This window comes from Aureimonas sp. Leaf427 (assembly GCF_001425485.1).
Lineage (GTDB): Bacteria > Pseudomonadota > Alphaproteobacteria > Rhizobiales > Rhizobiaceae > Plantimonas.
Window position 1 is genome coordinate 13045 of record NZ_LMQW01000018.1, and the last position, 22627, is coordinate 35671.

Annotated in this window: 19 protein-coding genes; 17 read left to right on the forward strand and 2 right to left on the reverse strand. The window is 66.5% G+C overall.

All coding sequences use genetic code 11. The features are described 5' to 3' along the window. Positions 1–10 precede the first annotated feature (10 nt). From ASG62_RS12725 to ASG62_RS12780, 12 genes are all read left to right on the forward strand, one after another. Complete coding sequence (locus tag ASG62_RS12725; RefSeq protein WP_056699202.1) at positions 11–484, forward strand: tripartite tricarboxylate transporter TctB family protein; 474 nt, start codon at positions 11–13, stop codon at positions 482–484. Positions 485–493: 9 nt separating this feature from the next. Next, on the forward strand, positions 494–2002 hold the full coding sequence (locus tag ASG62_RS12730) for a tripartite tricarboxylate transporter permease (protein WP_056699198.1): 1509 nt from the start codon (positions 494–496) through the stop codon (positions 2000–2002). Further along, a complete protein-coding gene (locus ASG62_RS12735; RefSeq protein WP_244487682.1) occupies positions 1999–3426 on the forward strand; it encodes an MmgE/PrpD family protein in 1428 nt (475 codons plus the stop codon). The genes ASG62_RS12730 and ASG62_RS12735 overlap by 4 nt, the downstream gene beginning before the upstream one ends. Before the next feature lies 1 nt (position 3427). Next, positions 3428–4174, forward strand: coding sequence for an SDR family NAD(P)-dependent oxidoreductase (locus ASG62_RS12740; protein ID WP_056699194.1), 747 nt, complete (start codon positions 3428–3430; stop codon positions 4172–4174). A gap of 7 nt (positions 4175–4181) precedes the next feature. After that, entirely contained in the window at positions 4182–5243 is a 1062-nt protein-coding gene (locus ASG62_RS12745) for an AbrB family transcriptional regulator (RefSeq protein ID WP_056699192.1), read from the forward strand. Between the two features lie 104 nt (positions 5244–5347). After that, entirely contained in the window at positions 5348–6412 is a 1065-nt protein-coding gene (locus ASG62_RS12750; RefSeq protein WP_056699191.1) for an ABC transporter ATP-binding protein, read from the forward strand. A gap of 39 nt (positions 6413–6451) precedes the next feature. Further along, positions 6452–7495: an extracellular solute-binding protein gene (locus ASG62_RS12755; protein ID WP_056699188.1), complete on the forward strand. Its 1044-nt coding sequence runs from the start codon at positions 6452–6454 to the stop codon at positions 7493–7495. Between the two features lie 7 nt (positions 7496–7502). After that, positions 7503–9224, forward strand: coding sequence for an ABC transporter permease (locus ASG62_RS12760; RefSeq protein WP_056699182.1), 1722 nt, complete (start codon positions 7503–7505; stop codon positions 9222–9224). Between the two features lie 148 nt (positions 9225–9372). Further along, entirely contained in the window at positions 9373–10113 is a 741-nt protein-coding gene (locus ASG62_RS12765) for an FCD domain-containing protein (protein WP_056699180.1), read from the forward strand. A 124-nt stretch (positions 10114–10237) separates the two neighbouring features. After that, a complete protein-coding gene (locus ASG62_RS12770) occupies positions 10238–11653 on the forward strand; it encodes an MmgE/PrpD family protein (protein WP_056699175.1) in 1416 nt (471 codons plus the stop codon). A gap of 126 nt (positions 11654–11779) precedes the next feature. Further along, positions 11780–13129 (forward strand): MmgE/PrpD family protein, encoded by a 1350-nt coding sequence (locus tag ASG62_RS12775; protein WP_056699169.1) that lies wholly within the window; start codon positions 11780–11782, stop codon positions 13127–13129. Positions 13130–13152: 23 nt separating this feature from the next. Beyond that, positions 13153–14229 (forward strand): isocitrate/isopropylmalate dehydrogenase family protein, encoded by a 1077-nt coding sequence (locus ASG62_RS12780; RefSeq protein WP_056699165.1) that lies wholly within the window; start codon positions 13153–13155, stop codon positions 14227–14229. A gap of 20 nt (positions 14230–14249) precedes the next feature. On the opposite strand, the gene ASG62_RS12785 is transcribed toward ASG62_RS12780, so the two are convergent. Together ASG62_RS12785 and ASG62_RS12790 are read right to left on the reverse strand one after the other, a co-directional pair. Then, complete coding sequence (locus ASG62_RS12785; RefSeq protein ID WP_056699161.1) at positions 14250–15836, reverse strand: rhodanese-like domain-containing protein; 1587 nt, start codon at positions 15834–15836, stop codon at positions 14250–14252. After that, the gene (locus ASG62_RS12790; protein WP_082537487.1) at positions 15836–16816 is read right to left on the reverse strand and encodes an alpha/beta fold hydrolase; all 981 of its coding nucleotides are present in this window, start codon (positions 16814–16816) and stop codon (positions 15836–15838) included. The genes ASG62_RS12785 and ASG62_RS12790 overlap by 1 nt, the downstream gene beginning before the upstream one ends. A gap of 214 nt (positions 16817–17030) precedes the next feature. On the opposite strand from ASG62_RS12790, the gene ASG62_RS12795 reads away from it, so the two are divergent. The 5 genes from ASG62_RS12795 to ASG62_RS12815 all read left to right on the forward strand — a co-directional run. Then, positions 17031–18104, forward strand: a complete 1074-nt coding sequence (locus ASG62_RS12795) for a tartrate dehydrogenase (protein WP_056699159.1) — start codon at positions 17031–17033, stop codon at positions 18102–18104. A gap of 13 nt (positions 18105–18117) precedes the next feature. Then, positions 18118–19188, forward strand: a complete 1071-nt coding sequence (locus tag ASG62_RS12800; protein ID WP_056699157.1) for a tartrate dehydrogenase — start codon at positions 18118–18120, stop codon at positions 19186–19188. Positions 19189–19200: 12 nt separating this feature from the next. Next, a complete protein-coding gene (locus ASG62_RS12805; RefSeq protein ID WP_056699153.1) occupies positions 19201–20202 on the forward strand; it encodes a PdxA family protein in 1002 nt (333 codons plus the stop codon). A 501-nt stretch (positions 20203–20703) separates the two neighbouring features. Then, entirely contained in the window at positions 20704–20955 is a 252-nt protein-coding gene (locus tag ASG62_RS12810; RefSeq protein WP_057180425.1) for a hypothetical protein, read from the forward strand. A 441-nt stretch (positions 20956–21396) separates the two neighbouring features. Further along, positions 21397–22627: diguanylate cyclase domain-containing protein (locus ASG62_RS12815; RefSeq protein ID WP_244488603.1), on the forward strand; the 1231-nt coding region annotated here is incomplete at its 3' end.

Here is a 22627-nt window from a genome sequence, read left to right on the forward strand (position 1 = left end):
ACGGATCTTCATGAAAAACGATCTCATTGGCGGCCTCGTGCTGCTGGTCTTCGCCGGCGGTTATTTCTGGTCGGCCGAGACCATCCCGAACTCCATGCTCGACGATGCCTTCGGGCCACGCGGACTGCCCGTCATCCTTGCCGGCCTTCTCGCCGTCCTCGCGCTCGCCATCGTGGCGCGCGCCCTCCTGGGCCTGCGTCCCGTCGCCGCCGAGGCGGTCGCCAACGACGAGGAGGAGGCCGATCACGAGTCAAGGCTGCCCCGCGCGCTCGGCTTCCTGGCGATCTGCGCGGCCTACGTCGTCGCCCTCCCCTATCTCGGCTATCCCGTCTCGATCGCCCTGATGATCGCGGCGGTGGCCTTCTACGAGGGCGCCGACCGCAACTGGAAGATCCCGGCCACCGCGATCTTCGGCGGCGTCCTGTTCTGGCTTCTCTTCAACCGCTTCCTCGGCGTGCCACAGCCCGCCGGCCTCCTGTTCTGAGCCGCGATCATGGACACCCTCTCGACCGTCTTCACCCTCGCGTTCGAATCCATGGTGATCCCGGCGGCCCTGGCCGGCCTGATCTGGGGCATTCTCGGCGGCGCCCTGCCGGGCCTGTCCGCTTCCATTACCATGGCCCTTCTCCTGCCCTTCACCTACACGATGGAGCCCGTGACGGCCGTCGTCCTCCTCGCCTCCACCTATATCGGCGCGGAGTATGGCGGCTCGATCCCGGCCATCCTCATCCGCACGCCCGGCACCAATTCGGCCGCGGCGACCGTCATCGACGGCTACGAGATGAAGCGGAAGGGCCGCGCGGGCGAAGCGCTCGGCATCTCGCTTTGGTCGGGCTTCCTCGGCTCGATGTTCGGCCTCGTCATGCTGGTGACGATGACCGAGCCGCTCTCCTGGCTCGCGCTCGCCTTCCGGCCGACCTCCTATTTCGGCCTCGGCATCCTCGGCCTCAGCGTCATCGCCTCCATGTCCAGCGGCTCGCTCCTGAAGGGTCTCGCCTCCGCCGTGGTGGGCCTGATGATCGCGACGGTGGGCGCCGACCCCATTGCCGGCATCAACCGCTTCACCTTCCACGTCCCCGAGCTTCTCGGTGGCATCGAGCCGGTGCTGGTGATGATCGGGCTCTTCGCCCTGTCGGAGTTGATGGTGCAGTCCGGCGCCCCGCCGCTCGGCGGCCTCAAGGAGAAGGTGAAGGTGCGCCTTCCCTCCTTCGCCATGATGAATCGTCTCCGGCGCTCTCAGACGATCGGCTGCATCATGGGCCTCTTCGAGGGCCTGACGCCCGGCGGCGGCGGCTCGATCGCGGCCTTTATGTCCTACAACGAGGCCCGGCGCTGGTCGAAGACGCCCGAAGCCTTCGGCAAGGGCTCCGAAGAAGGCGTCGCGGCGCCGGAGACGGCCAATAACACCGTCGCCTCCACGACCCTCATTCCGCTCCTCTCCTTCGGCATTCCGAGTTCGAACTCGACCGCCGTGCTTCTCGGCGGCTTCCTGATCCACGGGCTGCTTCCCGGCCCGCGCCTCTTCGAGCAGAACGCCGACGTCGTGACCGGCCTCTATCTTGGCTCCTTCGTCGCCATCGTTGGACAGCTCCTCTTCGGCATCCTTCTCCTGCCGATCTGCGTCTGGCTCGTGAACCGGCCGCGACCCTATCTGGCGGGCTTCATCCTCGCGCTGATCCTGTCCGGCATCTACACGCTCGACCACAGCCTCTTCCATCTCGGCTTTGTGCTTGCCATGGGCCTCGTCGGCTACCTCATGCGCCGGGCGGGCTTTCCCTTCCTGCCGCTGATTCTCGGCGTGGTGCTCGGGCACATGGTGGAGTCCTCCTATCGCCGCTCGCTGGTCCTATCCGGCGGCGACCACGCGATCTTTCTGCAAGACCCGATCGCAGTCGGACTTCTCACCGTGTCCTTCGCCTTCATCGGCTTTTCGCTCGGCCGAGAGGTCCTCGACGCCCGCAAGGCACGTCGCGCCGCCAAGCTCCGGGAGATCCATTCGTGACCCGTTCCGCCACCACCGTGACGACCGCCGTATCGAGGAGCGCCCCCGTCCCGGACGCGCAAACCCTGTCGGAGCGGCTGGCCGCCTGGGGCGCGGGCCTTTCGCCCTCCGACGTTCCGGAGGCGATGCGCGAGAAGACCGAGGCGATCCTCATCGACGTCGTCGGCCTCTGCCTCGCCGCGCGGGACACCGACTACGTGGAGAGCGTTCGCCGAGCCGCCGAACCCGGCCGTCACGTCGCGATCGGTCACCGGCAGCGTCTGACCGCCGCCGACGCCGCCCTTTTGAACGGCACGGCGGCGCATGGGGAGGATTTCGACGACACGTTCGAGGGCGGCCCCGTTCATTCCGGCGCCGTGGTCGTGCCAGCCGTGCTCGCCGCCGCCGAGCGCGAGGGTCTCTCGGGCGAGCGCATGCTCCTCGGCATCGCCGCCGGCACCGAGTTGCTGTGCCGGCTCGGCCTCGTCGCGCCGAAAGCGATCCACAGAGCCGGGTTCCACCCGACCGCCGTCCTCGGCGCGCTGGCGGCCGCCTTCGGCGTCGGCGTCGCGCTCGGCGCCGACGCCAAGGCCTTGAAGGAAACGCTCGGGATCGCCGGCTCCACGGCGTCGGGCATCATCGAATATCTCGGCGACGGCTCCTCGACCAAACGCATGCATGCGGGCTGGGCCGCGCAGTCGGGCCTACGCTCGGCCTTCATGGGCCGCGCCGGCTTTCACGGCCCACGCGCGGTGCTCGAAGGCGAGCACGGCTTCTTCAAGGCCTTCGCGCCCTCGGTCGTGCCGATGTTCGACAAGCTCTTCGACGGGCTCGGGCACCGCTGGATCGCGGAGACGATCACGTTTAAGCCCTATCCCTGCGGCACCATGGTGCAGCCCTACATCGACTGCGCGATCCGCCTCCGGGCCGGGGGCCTGCCTTTGTCCGAGATCGCCGGCATCCACTGCCTGACCTCCGACGGCTACGTCCACCGCCTCTGGGAGCCGCTCGACATGAAGCGGCGGCCGCCGACGGCCTATGCGGCAAAATTCTCGATTCCCTTCGGCGTCGCGCTCGGCCTGTCCCGCGGTCGGGCGGGCCTTGCCGACTTCTCCGACGCCGCGATCGGCGATCCCGACCTTCTCGCGCTGTCGAAGCTCGTCACCTACGAGGTCGATCTCGCCGACCCCTATCCCGCCCGCTTCACTGGCCACGTCCGGATCGCGTTGCGGGACGGCCGCGTGTTCGAGGAGCGGCAGGGACACATGCGCGGCGGCGTCGACGAGCCCTTGTCGCGCGCGGAGGTCCACGCGAAGTTTCTCGCCAACGCCCGCTATGGTGGGATCGCGCAACCCGAGCGGATCCTCGCCGCCTGCGGTGCGCTTCTGGCGGGCGGCGCTGCGGATCTCTCGTCCCTCGCCGCCGAACCCGAAGGAGTTGCCTGACATGGAAAGCCGCGAGCTCGAAGGCCGGGTGGCGCTCGTCACCGGGGCCTCCCGAAACATCGGCCGGGCGATCGCCGTCGATCTCGGTCGCGGCGGGGCACAGGTTCTCGTCCACGCCCATCGCGACGGCGACGCGGCCGAGGAAACGGCATGTCTGGTGCGCAAGGCCGGAGGCGACGCGGCGGTGGCGCTCGGCGATCTGGCGGACCCCGCCGTTCCCGCGCGGATCATCGAGGCGGCGACCGCCCGGTTCGGCCGGCTCGACATCCTCGTCGCCAATGCCGCCATCCGGCCGGAAGGCACCCTCGAGAGCCTGACCTACGAGGACTGGCGTGCGGTCATGGCCCTTTGCCTCGACAGCGTCTTCCTTCTATCCAAGGCCGCGCTCCCGCTCCTGAAGCTGAGCGATCAGGCGGCCATTCTGTCCATCGGCGGGCTGACCGGCCACAGCGGCGCCGCCGGCCGCGTGCACGTGATCTCCGCCAAGGCTGCGCTGGCCGGCCTCACCAAGGCGCTCGCGTACGACCTCGGACCCGACGGCGTCACGGTGAACACGGTCGCCCCGGGCCTCATCGAGACCCGGCGCACCGGGGCGGAGCCGGCCCATCACGCCAGCCGCACCAACGTGCTCGGCCGGCGCGGAACGCCGGAAGAGGTCGCGGCGGCCGTGCGCATGCTGGCAGGTCCCAGCATGCGCTACGTCACGGGCCAGACGCTTCACGTGAACGGCGGGGCCTTGATGGTCTGAGCCGGCAATGAGGCACGACCGGCCCCCGCCGCACCCCGCGATCCTCGGCTCGGCGACGCTTCTGGCGGCCCTCGCGGGCGCCTTCCTCTTCCGGGCGGCGCACTGGCCGCTCGCCGCGATCCTCGGCTCGCTCGTCGGCGCGACGCTGGTGGCCAACATGCTCGGCGTCCCGCCCGGCGGGCGCCTCATCCGGCGCGGCGGCCAGCTCTTCGTCGGCGCCTCGGTCGGCGCCGTCCTGTCGCCGGACATCCTCGGCGCGCTGACCGACCTTCTGCCGCTCATGGTCGGCGCCGCGCTGGCCTCGAACCTCGTCGGCTTCGCCCTCGCCTTCCCGCTCGCCCGCATCGCCGGCATCGACCAGCTGACGGCCGTCCTCTGCTCGCTGCCGGCGGGCATGGCGGAGATGGCGATGCTCGCGCAGGACCTTCGTGCCGACGAGCAGGCCGTCGCGCTCGTCCACACGCTACGCGTCGTCCTCGTCCTGTCGCTGATCCCGCTTTGGCTCGGGCTCGTCGCGCGCACAGGGCAGCCGCCGACGCCGCTCGGCGGCGCGGCCGGCCTTGCCGAAATCCTCGTCCTCGCCGCGGCGTCCGGCGTCGTCGCGGCGGTGGCAACGAGGCTGCACGTGGTCAACGCCTACATCATCGCGCCGATGCTCTTCTGCGTGGCGATCGTCGCGGCGGGCCATCGCCTGCCGCCGGTGCCTCCGCTCCTTCTCTTTACCGCCCAGATCGCGATCGGAACGTCGCTCGGACTGCGCTTTCGCCTCGATCGCCTGCGGCGCCTGCCCCGCGTCGCGCTGGGCGGCATCCTGACGGGCCTCGCCCTCATCGCCATCGCCTTCGCCGGCCTCGCACCGCTCGCCGAGCGCTTCGGCGGCGTCGATCACATCTCGGCGATCCTGTCGGTCGCGCCGGGCGGCCTCGGCGAGATGATCGCCTCGGCGGGAACGCTCGGACTTCTCGCGGCCGTCGTCGCCGGCTTCCAGCTGACGCGAACGATCTCGACCAATCTTCTGGCGCCCCCGCTCATCCGCTGGGTCGTCGAGCGGTCGACGGCGCCAAGATAGCCGATAATAGTAATCTGTTGACAATCTTCAGTTTGATTCATACCTTTCCCGGAAGAATTGAGAGCGGGTCGCACGACGAACCCGCCGAGCCGCAGGGAGGTTTGATGGCGTTCCTCGAATTGGACGGCCTGACGAAGAGCTACGGCGCTCTGACCGTCGTCAAAGGCGTGAATCTTGCGGTGGAGCAAGGAAAGCTCGTCTGCCTTCTCGGTCCCTCCGGCTGTGGCAAGACGACGACGCTGCGGCTGATAGCCGGTTTCGTTCCAGCCAATGGCGGCGAGATCCGCGTGGGTGGCAAGGTCGTCTCGTCCGCCGCCTCGACGGTGCCGCCCGAGGGCCGCAACATGTCGATGATCTTCCAGAGCTACGCGCTCTGGCCGCACATGACGGTGTTCGAGAACGTCGCCTACGGTCTGCGCCTGCGCAAGCGGCCGGCCGGCGAGATCAAGTCGCGGGTCGATACGATCCTGGCGGCTACCCAGCTTTCCAAGCTCGCCGAACGCTACCCGGGCGAATTGTCCGGCGGCCAGCAGCAACGCGTCTCCCTCGCTCGCGCGCTCGTCATCAAGCCGGAGATCCTGCTCCTCGACGAACCCCTCTCCAATCTCGACGCCAATCTTCGCGAGGAGATGCGCTTCGAAATCCGTCGCCTCCACGACGAGTTCCGCTACACGACCGTCTACGTCACGCACGATCAGGTCGAGGCGATGACGACGGCCGATCTCATCGTCGTCATGAACGACGGGCGGATCGAGCAAGCTGGCTCGCCCGAGGACATCTACGCGCGCCCCGAGACCGAATTCGTGGCCCGCTTCATCGGCGGCACCAACATCCTGTCGGGCACGCGGCTGGACGATCGCACGGTCTCCGCCGAGGGCGGGCTGGTGCTGGCCTGCAGCAGCGGCACGGTTGGCCCGAGCGGACACACTGCCGTTTCCGTGCGCCACCATGACATCGAACTGTCCCGAACCCGCCCGGCCGCCGCAACCAACGTCGCGACGGGGACGGTGACGCGTCAGATCTACCTGGGATCGCATCGCGACTATCTCGTCGCGCTGCCCGGCGGGGCCACCGTGCGCACGGTCGCGCCGGTCGACGTCGCGATCCCGGTCGGCGGGGAGGTCTGGCTCCATTTCCCGCCCGAGCACTGCCGAGCGCTCGCCGCATAGAAGCGCCGGTCCAACGAACGATCCAGGGAGGATGACACCATGTGGACGAAGACGATGGCCGCCGCGATGATGGCGGCGGGAGCGATGACGGCGCCGGTCCTCGCGGAGGCGCCAGCCCCCTACCAGGTGACGCCGGAGCTGGAAGCGGCGGCCAAGGCGGAAGGCAAGGTCGTGTTCTACACTGCGACGGACGTCACCGTCGCCGAGAAGCTCGCCGACCTCTTCAAGCAGAAGTATCCGGGCATCGCCGTGCAGGTCGAGCGCGCCGGTTCCGAGCGCGTCTTTCAGCGCATCGGGCAGGAATACTCGTCCGGCATCTACAGCGCCGACGTCATCGAGACCTCCGACGCCGTGCACTTCGAGTACTTCAAGCGCGAGGGCTGGCTGGAGCCAATGGTGCCCGAGGAGGTCGCCGCGAAGTGGCCGGCCGATGAGAAAGACCCGGACGGCGCCTTCGCGGCCTATCGCGCGCATCTCTCCGTCCTCGCCTACCGCACCGATCTCCTGCCGGAAGCGGAAGCGCCGAAGACCTGGACGGACCTTCTCGACCCACGCTTCAAAGGCAAGATGGTCAAGGCCCATCCCGGCTACAGCGGCACGATCATGACCGCGACCTACGTGCTCAGCCAGCTTCTCGGCTGGGAATATTTTGAGAAACTCGGCACGCAGGAGGTCATGCAGGTCCAGTCCTCCACCGAGCCGCCGAAGAAGCTCGGCCAGGGCGAACGCGCGCTCGAGGTGGACGGCAACGAGTACAACATCTTCCGCCTGCAGGACGAGGGCCAGCCGATCAAGATCGTCTACCCCGCCGAGGGCACGCCGCTCGCGGTCGGCAATGCCGCCGTTCTGAAGGAAGCGCCGAACAAGAATGCCGCCAAGCTCTTTTACAGCTTCCTCTTCTCCAAGGACGCCCAGCAGTTGAACAGCGACTTCGGCGGACTGCGCTCCTTCCATCCCGACGTGAAGGAAAAGACCGGCCGCACGCCGCTTTCCGAGATCAAGCTCCTTCATTCGGATCCGGTTGCGCTGGAACCCGAGATCGAGACGATCAAGGCGAACTACGAACAATATTTCGGAACGTGAGGCCGAGATGACCAGCATCGCTCAAGACGACACGGCGCCACGCCGCAGGCTCGACCTTTCCTGGCCGACCTTCGCCTTCCTCGCCGCCCTCTTGGGCGTGCTGGTCATCCTGCCGCTCTTCTGGCTGCTCTTCTACAGCGTTCGCAACGATCGCGGCGGAGGGCTCACTCTCAACAACTTCGTCTCGCTCTTCACGGACCCGACGCTGTTTCGCGCCTACGGCCTCGCCTTCGGCATGGCGCTCGGGGTCGGCATTCTCGCCTGCCTCGTCGCCACGCCCATGGCCTGGCTCGTGGCCCGCACCGACCTTCCCGGTCGGCGGACCATCCGCATGCTGGTGACTGCGTCCTTCGTGACGCCGCCCTTCCTCGGCGCCATCGCCTACGAGATCCTAGCAGCACCGAACTCCGGCGCGGTCAACGTCCTCTATCGCAACCTCTTAGGCCTTTCGCGCGACGCGGTTCTCGTCAACATCTACTCATTCCCGGGCCTCGTCTTCGTCATGGCCTGCTTCATCTTTCCCTTCGTCTTCACCCTGGTCGCCAATGCCTTCGACAAGGTGCCCTCCGATCTCGAAGACGCCTCGTCGATCCTCGGCGGCCGGACCATGACGACGCTCCGTCGCGTGACGATCCCGCTGGTCCTGCCGGCGATGCTGGCGGGAACGCTGATCGCGATCCTGCAGGCACTGACCATGTTCGGCTCGCCCGCCATCATCGCGCTGCCCGCCGGTTTCCACGTAATCACGACGAAGATCTGGAGCCTCTTCCAGTTCCCGCCCAAACCCGGTCTCGCGGCCGCGGCCGCGATCCCGCTTCTCGTCCTCACGATCATCCTTCTGCGTGCGCAACGTGCCATTCTCGGGCGCAAGGGCTACACGGTGCTCGGCGGCAAGAGCGGCACGCCCCGCATCACCCATCTCGGTCGCTGGAAATGGGTGGCGGTGCTTTTCGTCGGCACGGTGCTTTCGCTGACGATCGTCCTGCCCTACGCCGCGCTCGTGAAGACCGCCTTCTCCAACAGCGTCGGCGACATCTTCGACTTCACGACGATCACGCTGCGCCACTGGAACTTCGTGCTCTTTGAATTCTCCGCCACGCAGCTCGCCCTTCGCAACACCTTCTTCCTTGGAATCGTGACGGCGACGATCGTCACAGCTATCGCGCTCGTCGTCTCCTATCTCGTGACGCGCCGCTCGGTGCCGGGAGCGCCGATCCTCGGCGTGCTCGCGACCGCGCCGGTGGCCATTCCCGGCATCGTCCTCGGCGTCGGCCTGTTCCTTTCCTACGCGAACCCGACGTTCAAGCTCTACGGCACGCTCTGGATCCTTCTCATCGCCTTCATGACGATCGAGCTTCCAGCCGGCTACCAGCAGATGTCCGCCTCGTTCCAAGGCGTTCACCCCGAGCTGGAGGAGGCCGGGCGCATCATGGGGGCCTCGCGGCTGAAGACGCTCTGGGACATCACGGCGCCGCTCCTGCGCACCAGCGTAGTGGCCGCATGGTGCTTCGTCTTCGTCGGCACGATCAGGGAGCTATCGGCAACGATCCTGCTGACCACCGCCAACACCAAGCTCGTCTCGGTCATCATCTACGACCTGAACGAAAGCGGCGATCTGGGCGCGATCTGCGTGCTCGGCATCATCCTTCTCGCCGCCTCCTTCCTCGTCGTCTTCGCTGCCAACCGGCTGCCGGTGCTCGGCGGGTCGCAGATGAACGCGCGGGGCTGAACGTGACGTCGCGGCGGATGCGCGTCGCGCTCCGCCGCGACACGGCGGCGAGCCGCGCCGCGCAGGACAAGATTTCGATCGGAGACGCAAGGGAAAGCCGCTATAGAGGCAAACCCTGTCCCTCGCGGACGCTCGCGATGGCGCCTCCATGTCCGACATTTTGAACCTGCCGCAGAACCTTTCGGCCATCGACTTCCTGCGCACGCGCTCGCTCGCCAACGTCGTACAGGCCGAGATCGAGCGGATGATCATCGACGGCGAGCTGAAGCCGAACGAGCGGGTGAACGAGAACGGCCTCTCGCAGCGCCTCGGAGTCAGCCGCGGACCCATCCGCGAGGCCTGCTCGGCGCTGGCTGCCATGGGCCTCATCGAGATCATCCCGAACCGCGGCTTCTTCATCCGGGCCCTCACCAACGAGGAAGCCAAAGACCTCTCGGAGGCGCGTGCCTGCGTCTTCGGCTGCATGGCGATGATTCTGGCCGAACGCATCACGGACGAGGAGATCGCAATCCTTCGCGCCCTCACGGACCGGATGGACGAGATCGTCGCCATCGGCGACGTCCACGTCTACTACCCCGTCAATCTCGAATTCCACAAACGCATCGCTGTCATGGCCGGCAACGATCGCCTGGAGACGATCTACGGCAACTTCGTGCGCGAACTGCACATCCAGCGCTATCGGGCGCTTGCCAGCCACGACGTGCTCCACATCTCCAACGAGGAACACAAGGCGATCGTCGATGCACTCGCCTCCCGCGACCCCGTCCGCGCCCTCGTCGCTGCCCGCACCCACATCCGCAACGGCATCGAGCGCACGCAGAAGGCGGGACAGCCGGATGACGCAACCCCGAAGCGCAAGCCGGGGCGCAAGACGAAGGTCGTGGAATAGGCTCCAAGATCGACTGCAGGAAGAGTGTGCCGCATCCACCCGATGTCGTCCTGCAATCTGTTGACAATTTACAGTCTTGTTGCCAAGGTCAGGTCATCGCGAACAACCCGGGCGAGGACACGACATGAACCAAAACAAGGCCGTCGATATCGAGCTGACGAAGTATGTCGCCGCATTCGTCGTCGAGACGAAGGTGGAGGATCTGCCGTCCGACGTCATCGAACTCGGTAAGAAATCGATCCTCGACGGGTTCGGTCTAGCGCTGTCGGGGTCGGTGGCCAAGAGCGGCGCTCTCGTACGCCGCCATCTCGAGGATCTCGGCCTTTCGGACGGGGCCGCGACTGTCATCGGCGGCGGCCGCAAGGTCGCGCCGCGCTTCGCGGCCTTCGCGAACGGCGTCGGCATCCACGCGGACGACTACGACGACACGCAGCTCGCCGTCGCCAAGGACCGCGTCTACGGCCTCCTGACCCATCCCACCGCGCCCGCGCTGCCCGCCGCCTTCGCCATCTCGGAGCTTCTGAAGGCTTCGGGCCGCGACTTCATGATGGCCTACCACCTCGGCGTGGAGGTGGAATGCAAGATCGCCGAGGCGATCGCGCCGCGCCACTACCAGACCGGCTTCCACGCCACCGCCACCTGCGGCACCTTCGCCGCCGCTGCCGCGACGGCCCGCCTGATGGGCTTCGACGTCGCGACCACGCAGCGCGCGCTCTCGCTCGCGGGCAGCCAGTCGGCGGGCCTTCGCGAGAACTTCGGCACGATGACCAAGCCCTTTCATGCCGGCAAGGCGGCCGAAAGCGGCGTCGCGGCGGCGCAGTTCGCCTCCTACGGCTGGACGGCGGCGGCCCGCATCCTCGAGGCGCCCCGCGGCTTCTTCTCGGCGGCCGGCGGCGGCTACGACGTGGACGCCATCCACGGTAAGCTCGGCGCGCCCTGGACCTTCGCCAGCCCCGGCGTCTCCATCAAGCCCCATCCGTCGGGCTCGCTGACGCATCCCGGCATGACCGAGATGCTCCGCCTCATCAAGGAGAACGGCATTCGGGCCGAGGACGTCGCCCATGTGCGCGTCGGCACCAACTCTAACATGCCGAACGCCCTCATCCATCACCGCCCGAAGGACGAGCTCCAGGCGAAGTTCTCCATGGAGTTCTGCATGGCGATCCTCCTTCTCGACGGCCGCGCCGGGCTCGCCGAATTCACCGACGAGGCGGTCGAGCGCGACGACGTGAAGGCGATGATCGAGAAGGTCGACTTCGTCATCGACGACGTGGCGGAGGCTGCCGGCTACCACCTGATGACGACGATCATCGACATTCAGCTGAAGGACGGCCGCCGCATCTCGGGCCGTGCCGATTTCGGCAAGGGCAGTCCGGCCTTCCCGATGAGCTACGACGAGGTCGCCGGCAAGTTCCGCGAGAACGCCGAGTTCGCCGGAATGACGGCGGAGAGAGCCGACGAGGTCGTGGAGCTCGTCCGGCGCGTCGAGACGCTGTCCGGCGTCGACGACCTTTCGCGGCTCCTGATCCGCGCCGCCTGAACCTGAACCTATCGAACCGACCGAAGCCTCGTTGAGGCGCCGCCCCGATCCTGGCGCGGCGCCTCGGCGCTCCGATCGAACGACCGACCTCACGGCCGCGGGCCGGCCCATCATGAAAGTGCCGTCATGCAGGACACCGACATCACCAAGCGCCTGGCGAAATGGGCCGTGGAGCTGAAAGGCGGCGACATTCCGGACGGCGTTCGCCGCGAGGGCGTGCGCACCTTCGTCAACTGGCTGGGCTGCGCGGTGGGTGGGGCGCGGCACGAGACGGTCGACCGCGCGCTCGACGCCGTCACCCTCTTCACCGGCCCGGCGAGGGCCCAGGTGCTCGGACGGTCCGAACGGTTGGACGAACTGCATGCTGCCCTCGTCAACGGCATCTCCTCGCACGTGCTCGACTACGACGACACGCATCTGAAGACGATCATCCACCCGGCCGGCCCCGTCGCCTCCGCCATCCTCGCCGTCGCCGAGTCCCGGGCCGTCTCAGGCGAGGACTTTCTGACCGCCTTGATCCTCGGCGTCGAGGTGGAATGCCGCATCGGCAACTCCGTCTATCCCGATCACTACGATCGCGGCTGGCACATCACGGGGACGGCGGGCGTCTTCGGCGCGGCGGCAGCCACTGGCAAGCTTCTCGGCCTCGACGAGCGTCAGATGACCTGGGCATTCGGCATCGCCGCGACGCAGTCGTCCGGCTTCCGCGAGATGTTCGGCACCATGTGCAAGAGCTTTCACCCCGGCCGCGCCGCGCAGAACGGCGCCATGGCCGCCTTCCTCGCCAAGGCGAACTTCGATTCCTCTGAGCGCGCCATCGAGGCCCCGCGCGGCTGGGCGAACGTCCTGTCCACCAAACAGGACTACACCGAGATCGTCGACGGCCTCGGCACGAACTGGGAAGCCGGGCTTAACACCTACAAGCCCTATGCGTGCGGGATCGTGATCCATCCCGCGATCGACGGTTGCCAGCAGCTGAAGGAGACTCTCGGCGCCAAGGTCTCCGAGATCGCCTCGGTGGAGTTGCGCACGCATCCGCTCGTCCTCGAACTGACGGGCAAGAGGGCGCCGCGCACCGGTCTGGAAGGCAAATTCTCCGTCTTCCACGCCGCCGCCACCGCGCTCCTGAAGGGCGACGGCTCGCCCAACGCCTTCACCGATGAGATGGTCCGCGATCCGGAGATCGTTGCGCTTCGCGACAAGGTGAAGGCGACGACGGACGCCTCCGTCCATGAGGACGCCGTCCACATCGCTGTCACACTGCGTAGCGGCGAGCGGGTGCAACTGCACGTGCCCCATGCGGTCGGAAGCCTGGAGCGCCCGTTGTCGGACGACGCCATCTCCGAGAAGTTCGCCCGCCAGTCCGCCCCCGTCATCGGCGAGGCGGCGACGCGCGAACTGATCGGGGCCGGCTGGGGGCTCGCCTCCACCGCCGACGTCGCCACCATCGCCGTGGCCTCGGCCGCGCGCAGCTGAGCGTTGAAGAGAAGGACCTTCCCATGCAAAGCCATCTCGTGCTCGGCATTCTCAACGGCGACGACATCGGGCACGAGATCGTGCCGGCGAGCGTGGAGGTCGCCCGCGCGGCGGCCGAGAAGGCGGGCCTGCGCATCGACTGGCGTCCCATGCCGATCGGCCGGATCGCCCTCGATACGCACGGTTCGACCTTTCCCGACGGCACCATGGAGACGCTGTCGAAGATGGACGGCTTCATCCTCGGCCCCATCGGTCATCGCGCCTATCCCAAGGTCGCGGGCGCCATCAACCCGCATCCGATCATGCGAAAGGGCTTCGGCCTCTTCGCGAACGTCCGGCCGACCCGCTCCTATCCCGGCCTCGGCGCGATCCACGACAACATTGACCTCGTGATCGTCCGCGAGAACAACGAGGGCTTCCAGCCCGATCGCAACGTCGTCGCGGGTTCGGGCGAGTTCCGGCCGACGGAGGACGTGACGATCTCGGTGCGCGTCATCACGCGGGCCGGCTCGTCCAAGGTGGCACGGACCGCCTTCGAGATCGCCCGGCAGCGCCAGAAGCGACTGACGGTCGTCCACAAGAACACCGTCTTCAAGCTCGGCTGTGGCATGTTCGTGGAGGAATGCTACCGCGTCGGGCAGGAGTTTCCGGATGTCGCGATCGACGAGGTGATCGTCGACACGATGGCGATGCGTCTCGTGCGCGATCCGCAGAGCTTCGACGTCGTCGTCACTACCAACATGTTCGGCGACATCCTGACAGACGAGGCGGCGGGTCTCGTCGGCGGGCTAGGTATGGCGCCGGGCCTTTGCATCGGCGAGGGCGCGCTCGCCATGGCGCAGGCGACCCACGGCTCGGCACCCGACATCGCCGGTCAGGGCATCGCCAATCCTTTCGCCATGATCGAATCCACCCGCATGATGGTGGAATGGCTCGGCCACAACCGCTCCATCCCAGAAGCGCTCTCGGCGAGCGTGCTCATGGAGCGCGGTATCATGCAGGCGCTCTCGCGACCCGAAACGCGCACGCGCGACATCAAGGGCACGGTCGGCACGCGCGGCATGACCGACGGCATCCTCGCCGCGATTGCCGCCGCCTGAGACACCCCGGCCCCTTCGGTTCAGACGCCGAAGGGGCTCGGCCCGATGCGGTACTCCGCACGCTCGGCGCGGTCGAGCTGGCGTGTCAGGCCCTGTTCCCAGGCAAGGTAGCGGCGGGCTGCGTCAAGATTGCCGTCGTGCCGGTCATGGAAAAAGAAGAGATGGTCAATCGCTGTTGCATCCGGCGGATCGTCCGGGGTGGAGGCCAGGCGCAAGCCCGCCGCGCGCCAAGCTTCGGCGGTGCCGCCCACTAGCCGAATGTCCCGCGCCCCGCGTGCGAAGAGCGTGTCGGCGGCAAGCGCGGCGACACCAAAATCGCCGACGAGGGCGATCCGGGCGCCCGGCGCTAGCGCCGGCAGCCTTGGCCGGATCGACCAACGCGCGCCCGGCAGATGGCCCGCGCGAAAGGCGAGCGACCCCCTGAGATCGAGCAGCGGATCGCCGGCCGCCGCCTGCTTCACGGCCTGCGCCGCCGACATCTGGCGAAGGCGTGCCAAATCCGGTGCGACGACGGGATCGGCCCGCTCGAAGCCGGAGCGGGCTGCGACGTCCACGTCGCGCAAAACCGCAACCTCGTAACCAAGGGCGGCCAGGAAGACGGCGGCGACGGTAGCGCGAAGGCCCGTATCGTCGAGAAGCACGACGCGCGAGCGGCGCGTGCCTATCCAGTGGTCCGTCGCCTGGACGAGTTGCACGGCGGGCGCATGGCACGCGCCTGCGATCGAGCCGGTCGCGAACTCCTCAGCGCCGCGCACGTCGAGAACGTGGAGCGTGCGATCGGGGTCGGCCGCGAGCCGGCGAAGAGTGTTGAGATCAATGTGCGCAACGGCAGCGCGCTTCATCAACGCGTCGGCACGGGACCGGCTGGCCGCGAGCGCCTTCGGCCCCGGAATGACAAGCGTCGCGGCCTCCCGTCCATAGTCCAGTGCGCGGCCGGACAGCGCCCAGCCCTGCGTGCCGTTTTCGAGCGCGACGACCGGGTTCGGCACGCCGGCCAGCGCGAGGCTGGCGGCTCCGACGATGCTGCGCGTGCGTCCCGCGCAATGGACGACGACCGTCGTGTGCGGGTCGGGCAGAAGGTCCTCCGCTCGGTGGCCGAGCTCGCCGTTCGGAGCGCAGACAGCCCCCGGAAGGGTCATCTTGGCGTATTCGCCGGCGGGTCGGCCATCGACGAGGCGAATGTCGCGCCCTTCCGCCTGCCAGGCGGCGAGCGTGTCGACCGAGATCCGGGGGACGTGCCAAGCCTCCTCCAGAAGCTCGCCCAGCGTCTTCGACGGAAGGTTCACGCCCTTGAAGAGCGTGAAGCCGGCGGCGGCCCAGGCCGGTGCGCCGCCCTCGATCCAGGATACGTCGCGATAGCCGAGCGCCGCGAGCCGCTCCGCGGCTAGCGCCGCGATACCGTCGCCATCGTCGACGAGCAGCACTGGAGCGCCCGCGCGGGGCACGAGGGCACCGACGTCGAACTCCAGGCGGCTGAAGGGACAGGGCACCGCGAGAAAAGGATGGCCCTCGCCGTAGAGCCCGTGCTCGCGAAGATCGAGGCAGGCGATTTCGCCGAGCCCGTGGAGGCGGGCCTTGGCGCTCGCGGCATTGAGGGGGCCGGGCATCAGACGGTAGGGCCGACGGATGGAACAGAGGGCTCCTCGCCGCTGAGGAAGGGCAGGAGCGCGTTCAGCACGAGATCGGGGCGCTGCTCGGAGGGATAGTGGCCGGTGGGTATGGCGAAGCCCCGAAGATCGCCAGCCCACCGGCCCCAGGCCTCCATAGGCTTAAGGTGACGCCCGACATGACTGTTCGAGCCCCAGACGACGAGGGTCGGACAGGCGATTCGGCGCCCGGCCTCGAAGTCGGCTCGGTCGAATTCATAGTCCAGCGTCACCGTCGCGCGGTAATCCTCGCAGACGGCATGGATCTGCTCTGGCGTCGTGCAGCGGGCGTACTCGGCGAAGGCTTCCGGCGCGAAGATCGAAAGTCCCACGCCTTTCTTGTTCAGCTTGTAGTTGATGTAATAATCGAGATCGGCGGTGATGAGCTTTTCCGGGAACGGCGACTTCTGCGCCATGAAGAACCAGTGATAGCTTTCCAGCCCCCAGCCGAGCGTGACGTTCGACAGGAGGTCGTAGGTCGGGACGATGTCGAGCGCGCAGAGGTGTGTAACTTGCTCGGGCTCATCCAACGCCATGCGGAAGGCAACGCGCGCCCCGCGGTCGTGACCGGCGACGGCGAAGCGCTCGAAGCCGAAATGGCGCATGACCTCGACATTGTCCTCGCCCATGGCGCGGAAGGTATAGGCCGCGTGGTCCTCGCCGCCGTCCGGCTTGGAACTGTCGCCATAGCCGCGCAGATCGGGTGCGACGACCGTGAAGCGCTTGGCCAGGTCCGGCGCGACGCGGTGCCAACTCACATGCGTCAGCGGATTGCCGTGAAGGAGGAGCAGCGGCGGACCTTCTCCGCCGATCGCGACGTTGATTTCAGCGCCCGCCGTCGCCACGCGCTCGTAACGAAAGCCCCGCATCAAGGCCGCCGCGCCGGACCCTGCGGTGGCGCCCGTCGCCTCAGTGCGAGTCTTGTTCGTCCGCTGGGACATGCGAAATCTCCCCTCGAAAGTGCGCTAACGCCGATTCGCTTGGCGCAACGCCGTCCAGCGAAATCGCCGGCCGGACAGGTCCCGATGATCCATCCGCGGGCCCCGCACCGTCGCTCCGACGAGGATAAATTGTCAACAGTTTATAATTGACAATAAATGTGTAGGGTGGAATGACGAGGCCAAACGGATCGAAAACGATCAGGGGAGAGAGCCGATGGCGAGCTACAGGATCGCGGCCATTCCAGGCGACGGTATTGGTAAGGAAGTCGTCTCAGCCGGCAGCGCCGTGCTACAGGCCCTGTCGAAACGCGACGGGTTCGACATCGCGATCGAGACCTTCGATTGGGGCTCGGACCGCTACAGAGCGACGGGCCGTCTCATGCCGGAGGACGGCTGCAAAACCCTCGAGTCCTTCGACGCCATCTATTTCGGGGCAGTCGGCGCACCCGACCTTCCCGACCATCTGACCCTTTGGGGCCTCCGGCTCGCGATCTGCCAGCCCTTCGACCAATATGCCAATGTCCGCCCAACGCGCATCCTTCCGGGCATAGAGAGCCCGCTGCGCGGCGTCTCCGTCGGCGACCTCGACTGGGTCATTGTGCGCGAGAACTCGGAGGGCGAGTATGCCGGCCAGGGCGGGCGCTCGCATCGCGGCCTGCCCGAGGAGATCGCGACCGAGGTCTCGATCTTCACGCGGGCCGGCGTCGAGCGTATCATGCGCTTCGCTTTCGAGACCGCCCGCTTGCGCCCGCGGAAGCTCCTGACCGTCGTCACAAAGTCCAACGCGCAGCGCCATGGCATGGTGCTCTGGGACGATATCGCGAAGGAGGTCGCTGCCGAATTTCCCGATGTGACGTGGGACAAGATGCTGGTCGACGCGATGACGGTGCGCATGACCTTGAAACCTGCCTCGCTCGATACGATCGTCGCGACCAACCTTCATGCCGACATCCTGTCCGATCTCGCCGCAGCGCTCGCGGGCTCCATCGGCATCGCGCCCACCGCCAACCTCAACCCCGAGGGGCGTTTCCCCTCCATGTTCGAGCCGATCCACGGCTCGGCCTTTGACATCACGGGGGCCGGCATCGCCAATCCAGTCGGCACGTTCTGGTCGGCTGTCCTGATGCTGGAGCATCTGGGCGAACCCGCCTCGGCCGAGCGCCTCATGCGCGCCATCGAGCGCGTGACCGCAGATCCGGCACTCCACACCCCCGATCTAGGCGGCACCGCCCGCACCGACGACGTGACGCGCGCCGTCATCGCCGCGATCCAAGGCGACAATCTGTAAGAGGACATCCGGCATGGCCCTGAAGATCGCAGTCATTCCCGGCGACGGCATCGGAACCGAGGTGATGCCCGAAGGCATCCGAGTCCTCGAGGCCGCTTCGAAGCGCTTCGGGATGGATCTCGCCTTCACCGAATTCGACTTCGCCTCCTGCGACTATTATGCCCGCTACGGGCAGATGATGCCGGGTGACTGGAAGGCGCGGATCGAGGGGCACGACGCCATCTTCTTCGGTGCCGTCGGCTGGCCCGCGACTGTCCCGGACCACGTGTCCCTCTGGGGCTCGCTTCTTCAGTTCCGGCGCGAGTTCGACCAATACGTGAACCTACGCCCCGTGCGCCTCATGCCGGGCGTGCCCTCCCCACTTGTCGGCCGCAAGCCCGGCGACATCGACTTTTTCGTCGTGCGCGAGAACACGGAAGGGGAGTATTCCTCGATCGGCGGCACGATGTTTCCCGGCACGGATCGCGAGATCGTCATGCAGGAAACGGTGATGAGCCGGATCGGCGTCGACCGCATCCTGGCCTACGCCTTCGATCTCGCCCAAAACCGGGACAAGAAGCACCTGACTTCGGCGACGAAGTCGAACGGCATTTCCATTACCATGCCCTACTGGGACGGGCGGGTGGAGGAGATGGCGGAGCGCTACCCGGAGGTGCGCTGGGACAAGTACCACATCGACATTCTCTGCGCGCATTTCGTGCTGAACCCCGACCGGTTCGACGTCGTCGTCGCCTCCAATCTCTTCGGCGATATACTGTCCGACCTTGGCCCCGCTTGCACCGGCACGATCGGCATCGCGCCCTCCGGCAACATCAATCCCGAGAGGCGCTTTCCCTCGCTCTTCGAGCCCGTCCACGGCTCGGCGCCCGACATCGCTGGCAGAGGTATCGCCAATCCGGTCGGGCAGATCTGGGCCGGCGCGATGATGCTCGACCATCTCGGCTACGCCGATGCGGGTGCAGCCATCGTTGCCGCCATCGAGACGGCGCTCGCCGATCCAAAGACGCGAACCGGCGATCTCGGAGGCCAGGCGAACACGCTCGGCGCCGGCAAGGCCGTCGCTGACATCCTCCTGTCCCGCTGAGCGAGGCTTCCCATGGGCTCCCCTCTTCCCATCATCGCGCTGACCCCCGGCGACTGCACCGGCATCGGCCCCGAACAGGTCGCGCGGATCCTGTCCGACGGTCGCCTGGCCGATGTCGCCCGGCTCGTCGTCGTGGGCGATGCCCGCGTCCTCGATCTCGGCGCGGCACAGGCCGGCGTCTCGCTCGCCTGTCGCCGCTACGACAGCCCGGCGGTCGTGAATTGGGACGATCCGCTCGTGCCGCTGGTCGATCTCGCCAACATCGACCCCGCGCTATTTCCCCCCGGCATCGGCAGCGCGCAGTCCGGTCGCCTCACCGGCGAGACGCTCGCGCGCTGCATCGAATTTTCCAAAGCCGGCGAGGTCGACGCGGTCAGCTTCGCACCGCTCAACAAGCGCGCCATGTTCGACGGCGGCTGGAAATTTCCCGACGAGCACAAGATGTTCGCCCATCTTCTCGGGCACAGCGGCTATTTCAGCGAGATGAACGTCCTCGACGGCCAATGGATGTCGCGGGTCACCTCGCACGTCTCGCTCCGCCAAGCGCTGGATCTCGTCGACCGCCCGGCCATCGAGGCCGCGATCGTCCTGGCGATCCGCATGATGGAGACGGCCGGCATCGCTGCCCCGCGCCTCGCGGTGGCCGCGCTGAACCCGCACAATGGCGAGGGCGGCCTGTTCGGCATGGAGGAGATCGAGATCATTCGGCCCGCCGTCGAGGCGATGGCTGCCAGGGGCTTTTCCTGCGCCGGCCCCTTCCCCTCCGACACCGTCTTTCTCAAAGCCTTCGCGGGCGAGTTCGACGGCGTGCTGTCGATGTATCACGACCAGGGGCAGATCGCGACGAAGATGCGCGGCTTCAATCGTGGCGTCACGGTCACGGCCGGTCTCGACACCGTCTTCACGACCCCGGCCCACGGCACGGCCTTCGATATCGTGGGACAAGGCATCGCGGACACTGGCGCCATCGAGAACGCCATTCGCCTCGGCGCAAAACTGGCGGGCCGGACCTGATCTCCTGAAGCGGTGGCCGTCTGCCGGACGGGCTTCGTTGCGAACATCAGATCAGGCCGCAGCAGTTCCCTTCCGGGCCGTGGCGGAGCGACATGCTGAGCCGTCCGCCGGACGCGAGAAGGCTTGCTAGCGCCTCCATACCGGATTGCCGTTAGGCTTTATCGAGGTGCATCCAGACGGCGGTAAAGAGGATCAGGTCGAAGGGTTCGTCGCGTGAGCTGAGCCCCTTCAGCGAATTGGGTTTTGTCGCGGCAAAGGCTCTGAAGGATCGCCTGAAGGCCTGATTGCCATGAACGAACGATGGCTTATGGAGGATTTGATCCTCGTCGGCCTGCTAAAAGTTGTCCAGCAGGGTGCAACCCTTCCTGCTTCCCCAATATGCGGGCCGCCGAGCATCTCCAGACGGCGGCGCGCGAACTCATCGATCAAGCGCCGCCGAACGCTCGGCCGAAGATCCAGCGGCGGGTGCAAGCCACGGCTCGTCGATGCGTAAGCCCCTCGGTGACGCGTGATACCCACGTTGCGACGCTGGGGCTCGCTGCATATCACCTGCTGGAGCACCTCCATGAAGAAGGCTACGTCTCCATCGGTACGTTTAGTCCGCTATCCCGCGCGATCGATATGATCCTTCCGCATCTCGAGTCAGCAGCCAACGACGAAGAGCTAATGATAGACAGCCGAACGAAGGCCATCGGCATCTTCCAGAACCTGCAGACGGAGGGGCTCTTTCGGGGCGTCGTGCCGATGGCGTGATCCGTGGTGGCGGGCGCTTGGACGCTGATCGTCAGACTGTCCACCACAAAGTAGGTAAAATCTTTCTTGCGACGATCGCGACGGACCTCCCTCGTTCACGGTCGGCTGCGCCATCCCATTGGTAAGCTTGCTAAAGCGATCGACATTGGGTCGGGATCAAGCCCTAATTCCAACCGCCGCCTGTCCGGTGAAACCGGGTCCACTCCAGTGACGGCGTTGGATTGCAGCGATGTTGGTTGGAAATCCGAACGTTCGCTTCTCTGCGTAACACGGCAAGAGCGGACCATCGACTTTCAACGAGGTAACCGACTGGTAACCGTTGAATCAACCAAATCGCAGAGTGCGGACCGTTCGGTTCGCACCATCTTTAATTACCAACATTTGCGTGCGAAGTTCATGATGCCATTATTATTTCAGGAAGCTGCCGTGAACGTTCCCACTATGCTGACGTCAGCGGTTGTCGAGAGCACTCTCGTCGCGCCAAGCTTTGAGCGCATTCTCCAGAACTTGTCCCATCCGGTGCTCGCCCTGAGCGCCGAGGGAAGCGTGACCTATGCTAACGCGGCGGCCGAGGCCTCGTTCGGCGGATGGATCATCGGGCTCAACATCCGCGACATATTCTGCGGCTTCGCGCTCTCGAGCATGAGCGCGACGCAGGGGTCTTCGATTGTCCTCACGACGAAGCAGGACCTGACCTACGACGCCCTGCTGACGCCGTTGGGCGATGGCCAATTCGTTGTCGACCTCAGATCGTCGGCCGAACAAGATGGACCGGCCATCGCCGCGGATCTCGACGACCTGACTGGGCTTGCGAAGCGCAACATGTTCATGTTGCGTCTGGCTGGAGCCTTGGCAAAGGGGGACGGTTCGGCGGTCGCGGTTCACTGCCTCGATCTCGACCGCTTCAAGATGATCAACGATACGCTGGGCCATGGGATCGGCGACCTTTTGTTGAAAAAGGTCGCGGACCGCCTCTCCAGCGTTTGCCGGAAGGGCGATATTGTCGGGCGATTGGGAGGCGACGAGTTCGTCGTTCTTCAGCGCGGTGTTCACGAACCCGCGGATGCCGAGAAACTCGCGTCTCGCATGGTTGATCTTGTTGGGCGAACCTATGTTCTCAGCGGTCATACTATCAACATCGGCGTGAGCGTCGGCGTTGCACTTCGCGGCGAGGTCACACAGGCCCGAGACATGCTCCGCAACGCAGATTTGGCCCTCTACGAGGCCAAGCGTTCCGGCCGCGGGCGGTATCGACTCTTCGAGACCGGAATGGACGACCTCCTGCATAAGCGTCGCGAGATGGAGATCGATCTGCGCCGTGCGCTCGCGCTGAAACAGTTCGAACTGAACTACCAACCCTTCCTAGATCTGCAGAGCGATACCTGCATTGGGTTCGAGGCGCTTCTGCGATGGAAGCACCCGGTGAAGGGCAATATCCCGCCGTTGGACTTCATATCGCTTGCCGAAGAGAACGGTCTGATCGTCAAGATCGGCGAATGGGTGCTTCGGACCGCTTGTCTGGAGGCGATGTCCTGGCCAGGCGAGATGATCGTAGCGGTGAACGTTTCGCCACTCGGGACTGTCAGGAGTTCTGTGCGGGAGGTCATGATGATGGAAAGGAAAGGACCATCGCATGGCTATCGACAAAGAGCTTTTGGACCAGCTTCTGGCG

Coding starts and splice junctions, on each gene's coding strand:
- ASG62_RS12725 (WP_056699202.1), top strand. CDS start 11: ATGAAAAACGATCTCATTGGCGGCCTCGTGCTGCTGGTCTTCGCCGGC.
- ASG62_RS12730 (WP_056699198.1), top strand. CDS start 494: ATGGACACCCTCTCGACCGTCTTCACCCTCGCGTTCGAATCCATGGTG.
- ASG62_RS12740 (WP_056699194.1), top strand. CDS start 3,428: ATGGAAAGCCGCGAGCTCGAAGGCCGGGTGGCGCTCGTCACCGGGGCC.
- ASG62_RS12745 (WP_056699192.1), top strand. CDS start 4,182: ATGAGGCACGACCGGCCCCCGCCGCACCCCGCGATCCTCGGCTCGGCG.
- ASG62_RS12750 (WP_056699191.1), top strand. CDS start 5,348: ATGGCGTTCCTCGAATTGGACGGCCTGACGAAGAGCTACGGCGCTCTG.
- ASG62_RS12755 (WP_056699188.1), top strand. CDS start 6,452: ATGTGGACGAAGACGATGGCCGCCGCGATGATGGCGGCGGGAGCGATG.
- ASG62_RS12760 (WP_056699182.1), top strand. CDS start 7,503: ATGACCAGCATCGCTCAAGACGACACGGCGCCACGCCGCAGGCTCGAC.
- ASG62_RS12765 (WP_056699180.1), top strand. CDS start 9,373: ATGTCCGACATTTTGAACCTGCCGCAGAACCTTTCGGCCATCGACTTC.
- ASG62_RS12770 (WP_056699175.1), top strand. CDS start 10,238: ATGAACCAAAACAAGGCCGTCGATATCGAGCTGACGAAGTATGTCGCC.
- ASG62_RS12775 (WP_056699169.1), top strand. CDS start 11,780: ATGCAGGACACCGACATCACCAAGCGCCTGGCGAAATGGGCCGTGGAG.
- ASG62_RS12780 (WP_056699165.1), top strand. CDS start 13,153: ATGCAAAGCCATCTCGTGCTCGGCATTCTCAACGGCGACGACATCGGG.
- ASG62_RS12785 (WP_056699161.1), bottom strand. CDS start 15,836: ATGCCCGGCCCCCTCAATGCCGCGAGCGCCAAGGCCCGCCTCCACGGG.
- ASG62_RS12790 (WP_082537487.1), bottom strand. CDS start 16,816: ATGTCCCAGCGGACGAACAAGACTCGCACTGAGGCGACGGGCGCCACC.
- ASG62_RS12795 (WP_056699159.1), top strand. CDS start 17,031: ATGGCGAGCTACAGGATCGCGGCCATTCCAGGCGACGGTATTGGTAAG.
- ASG62_RS12800 (WP_056699157.1), top strand. CDS start 18,118: ATGGCCCTGAAGATCGCAGTCATTCCCGGCGACGGCATCGGAACCGAG.
- ASG62_RS12805 (WP_056699153.1), top strand. CDS start 19,201: ATGGGCTCCCCTCTTCCCATCATCGCGCTGACCCCCGGCGACTGCACC.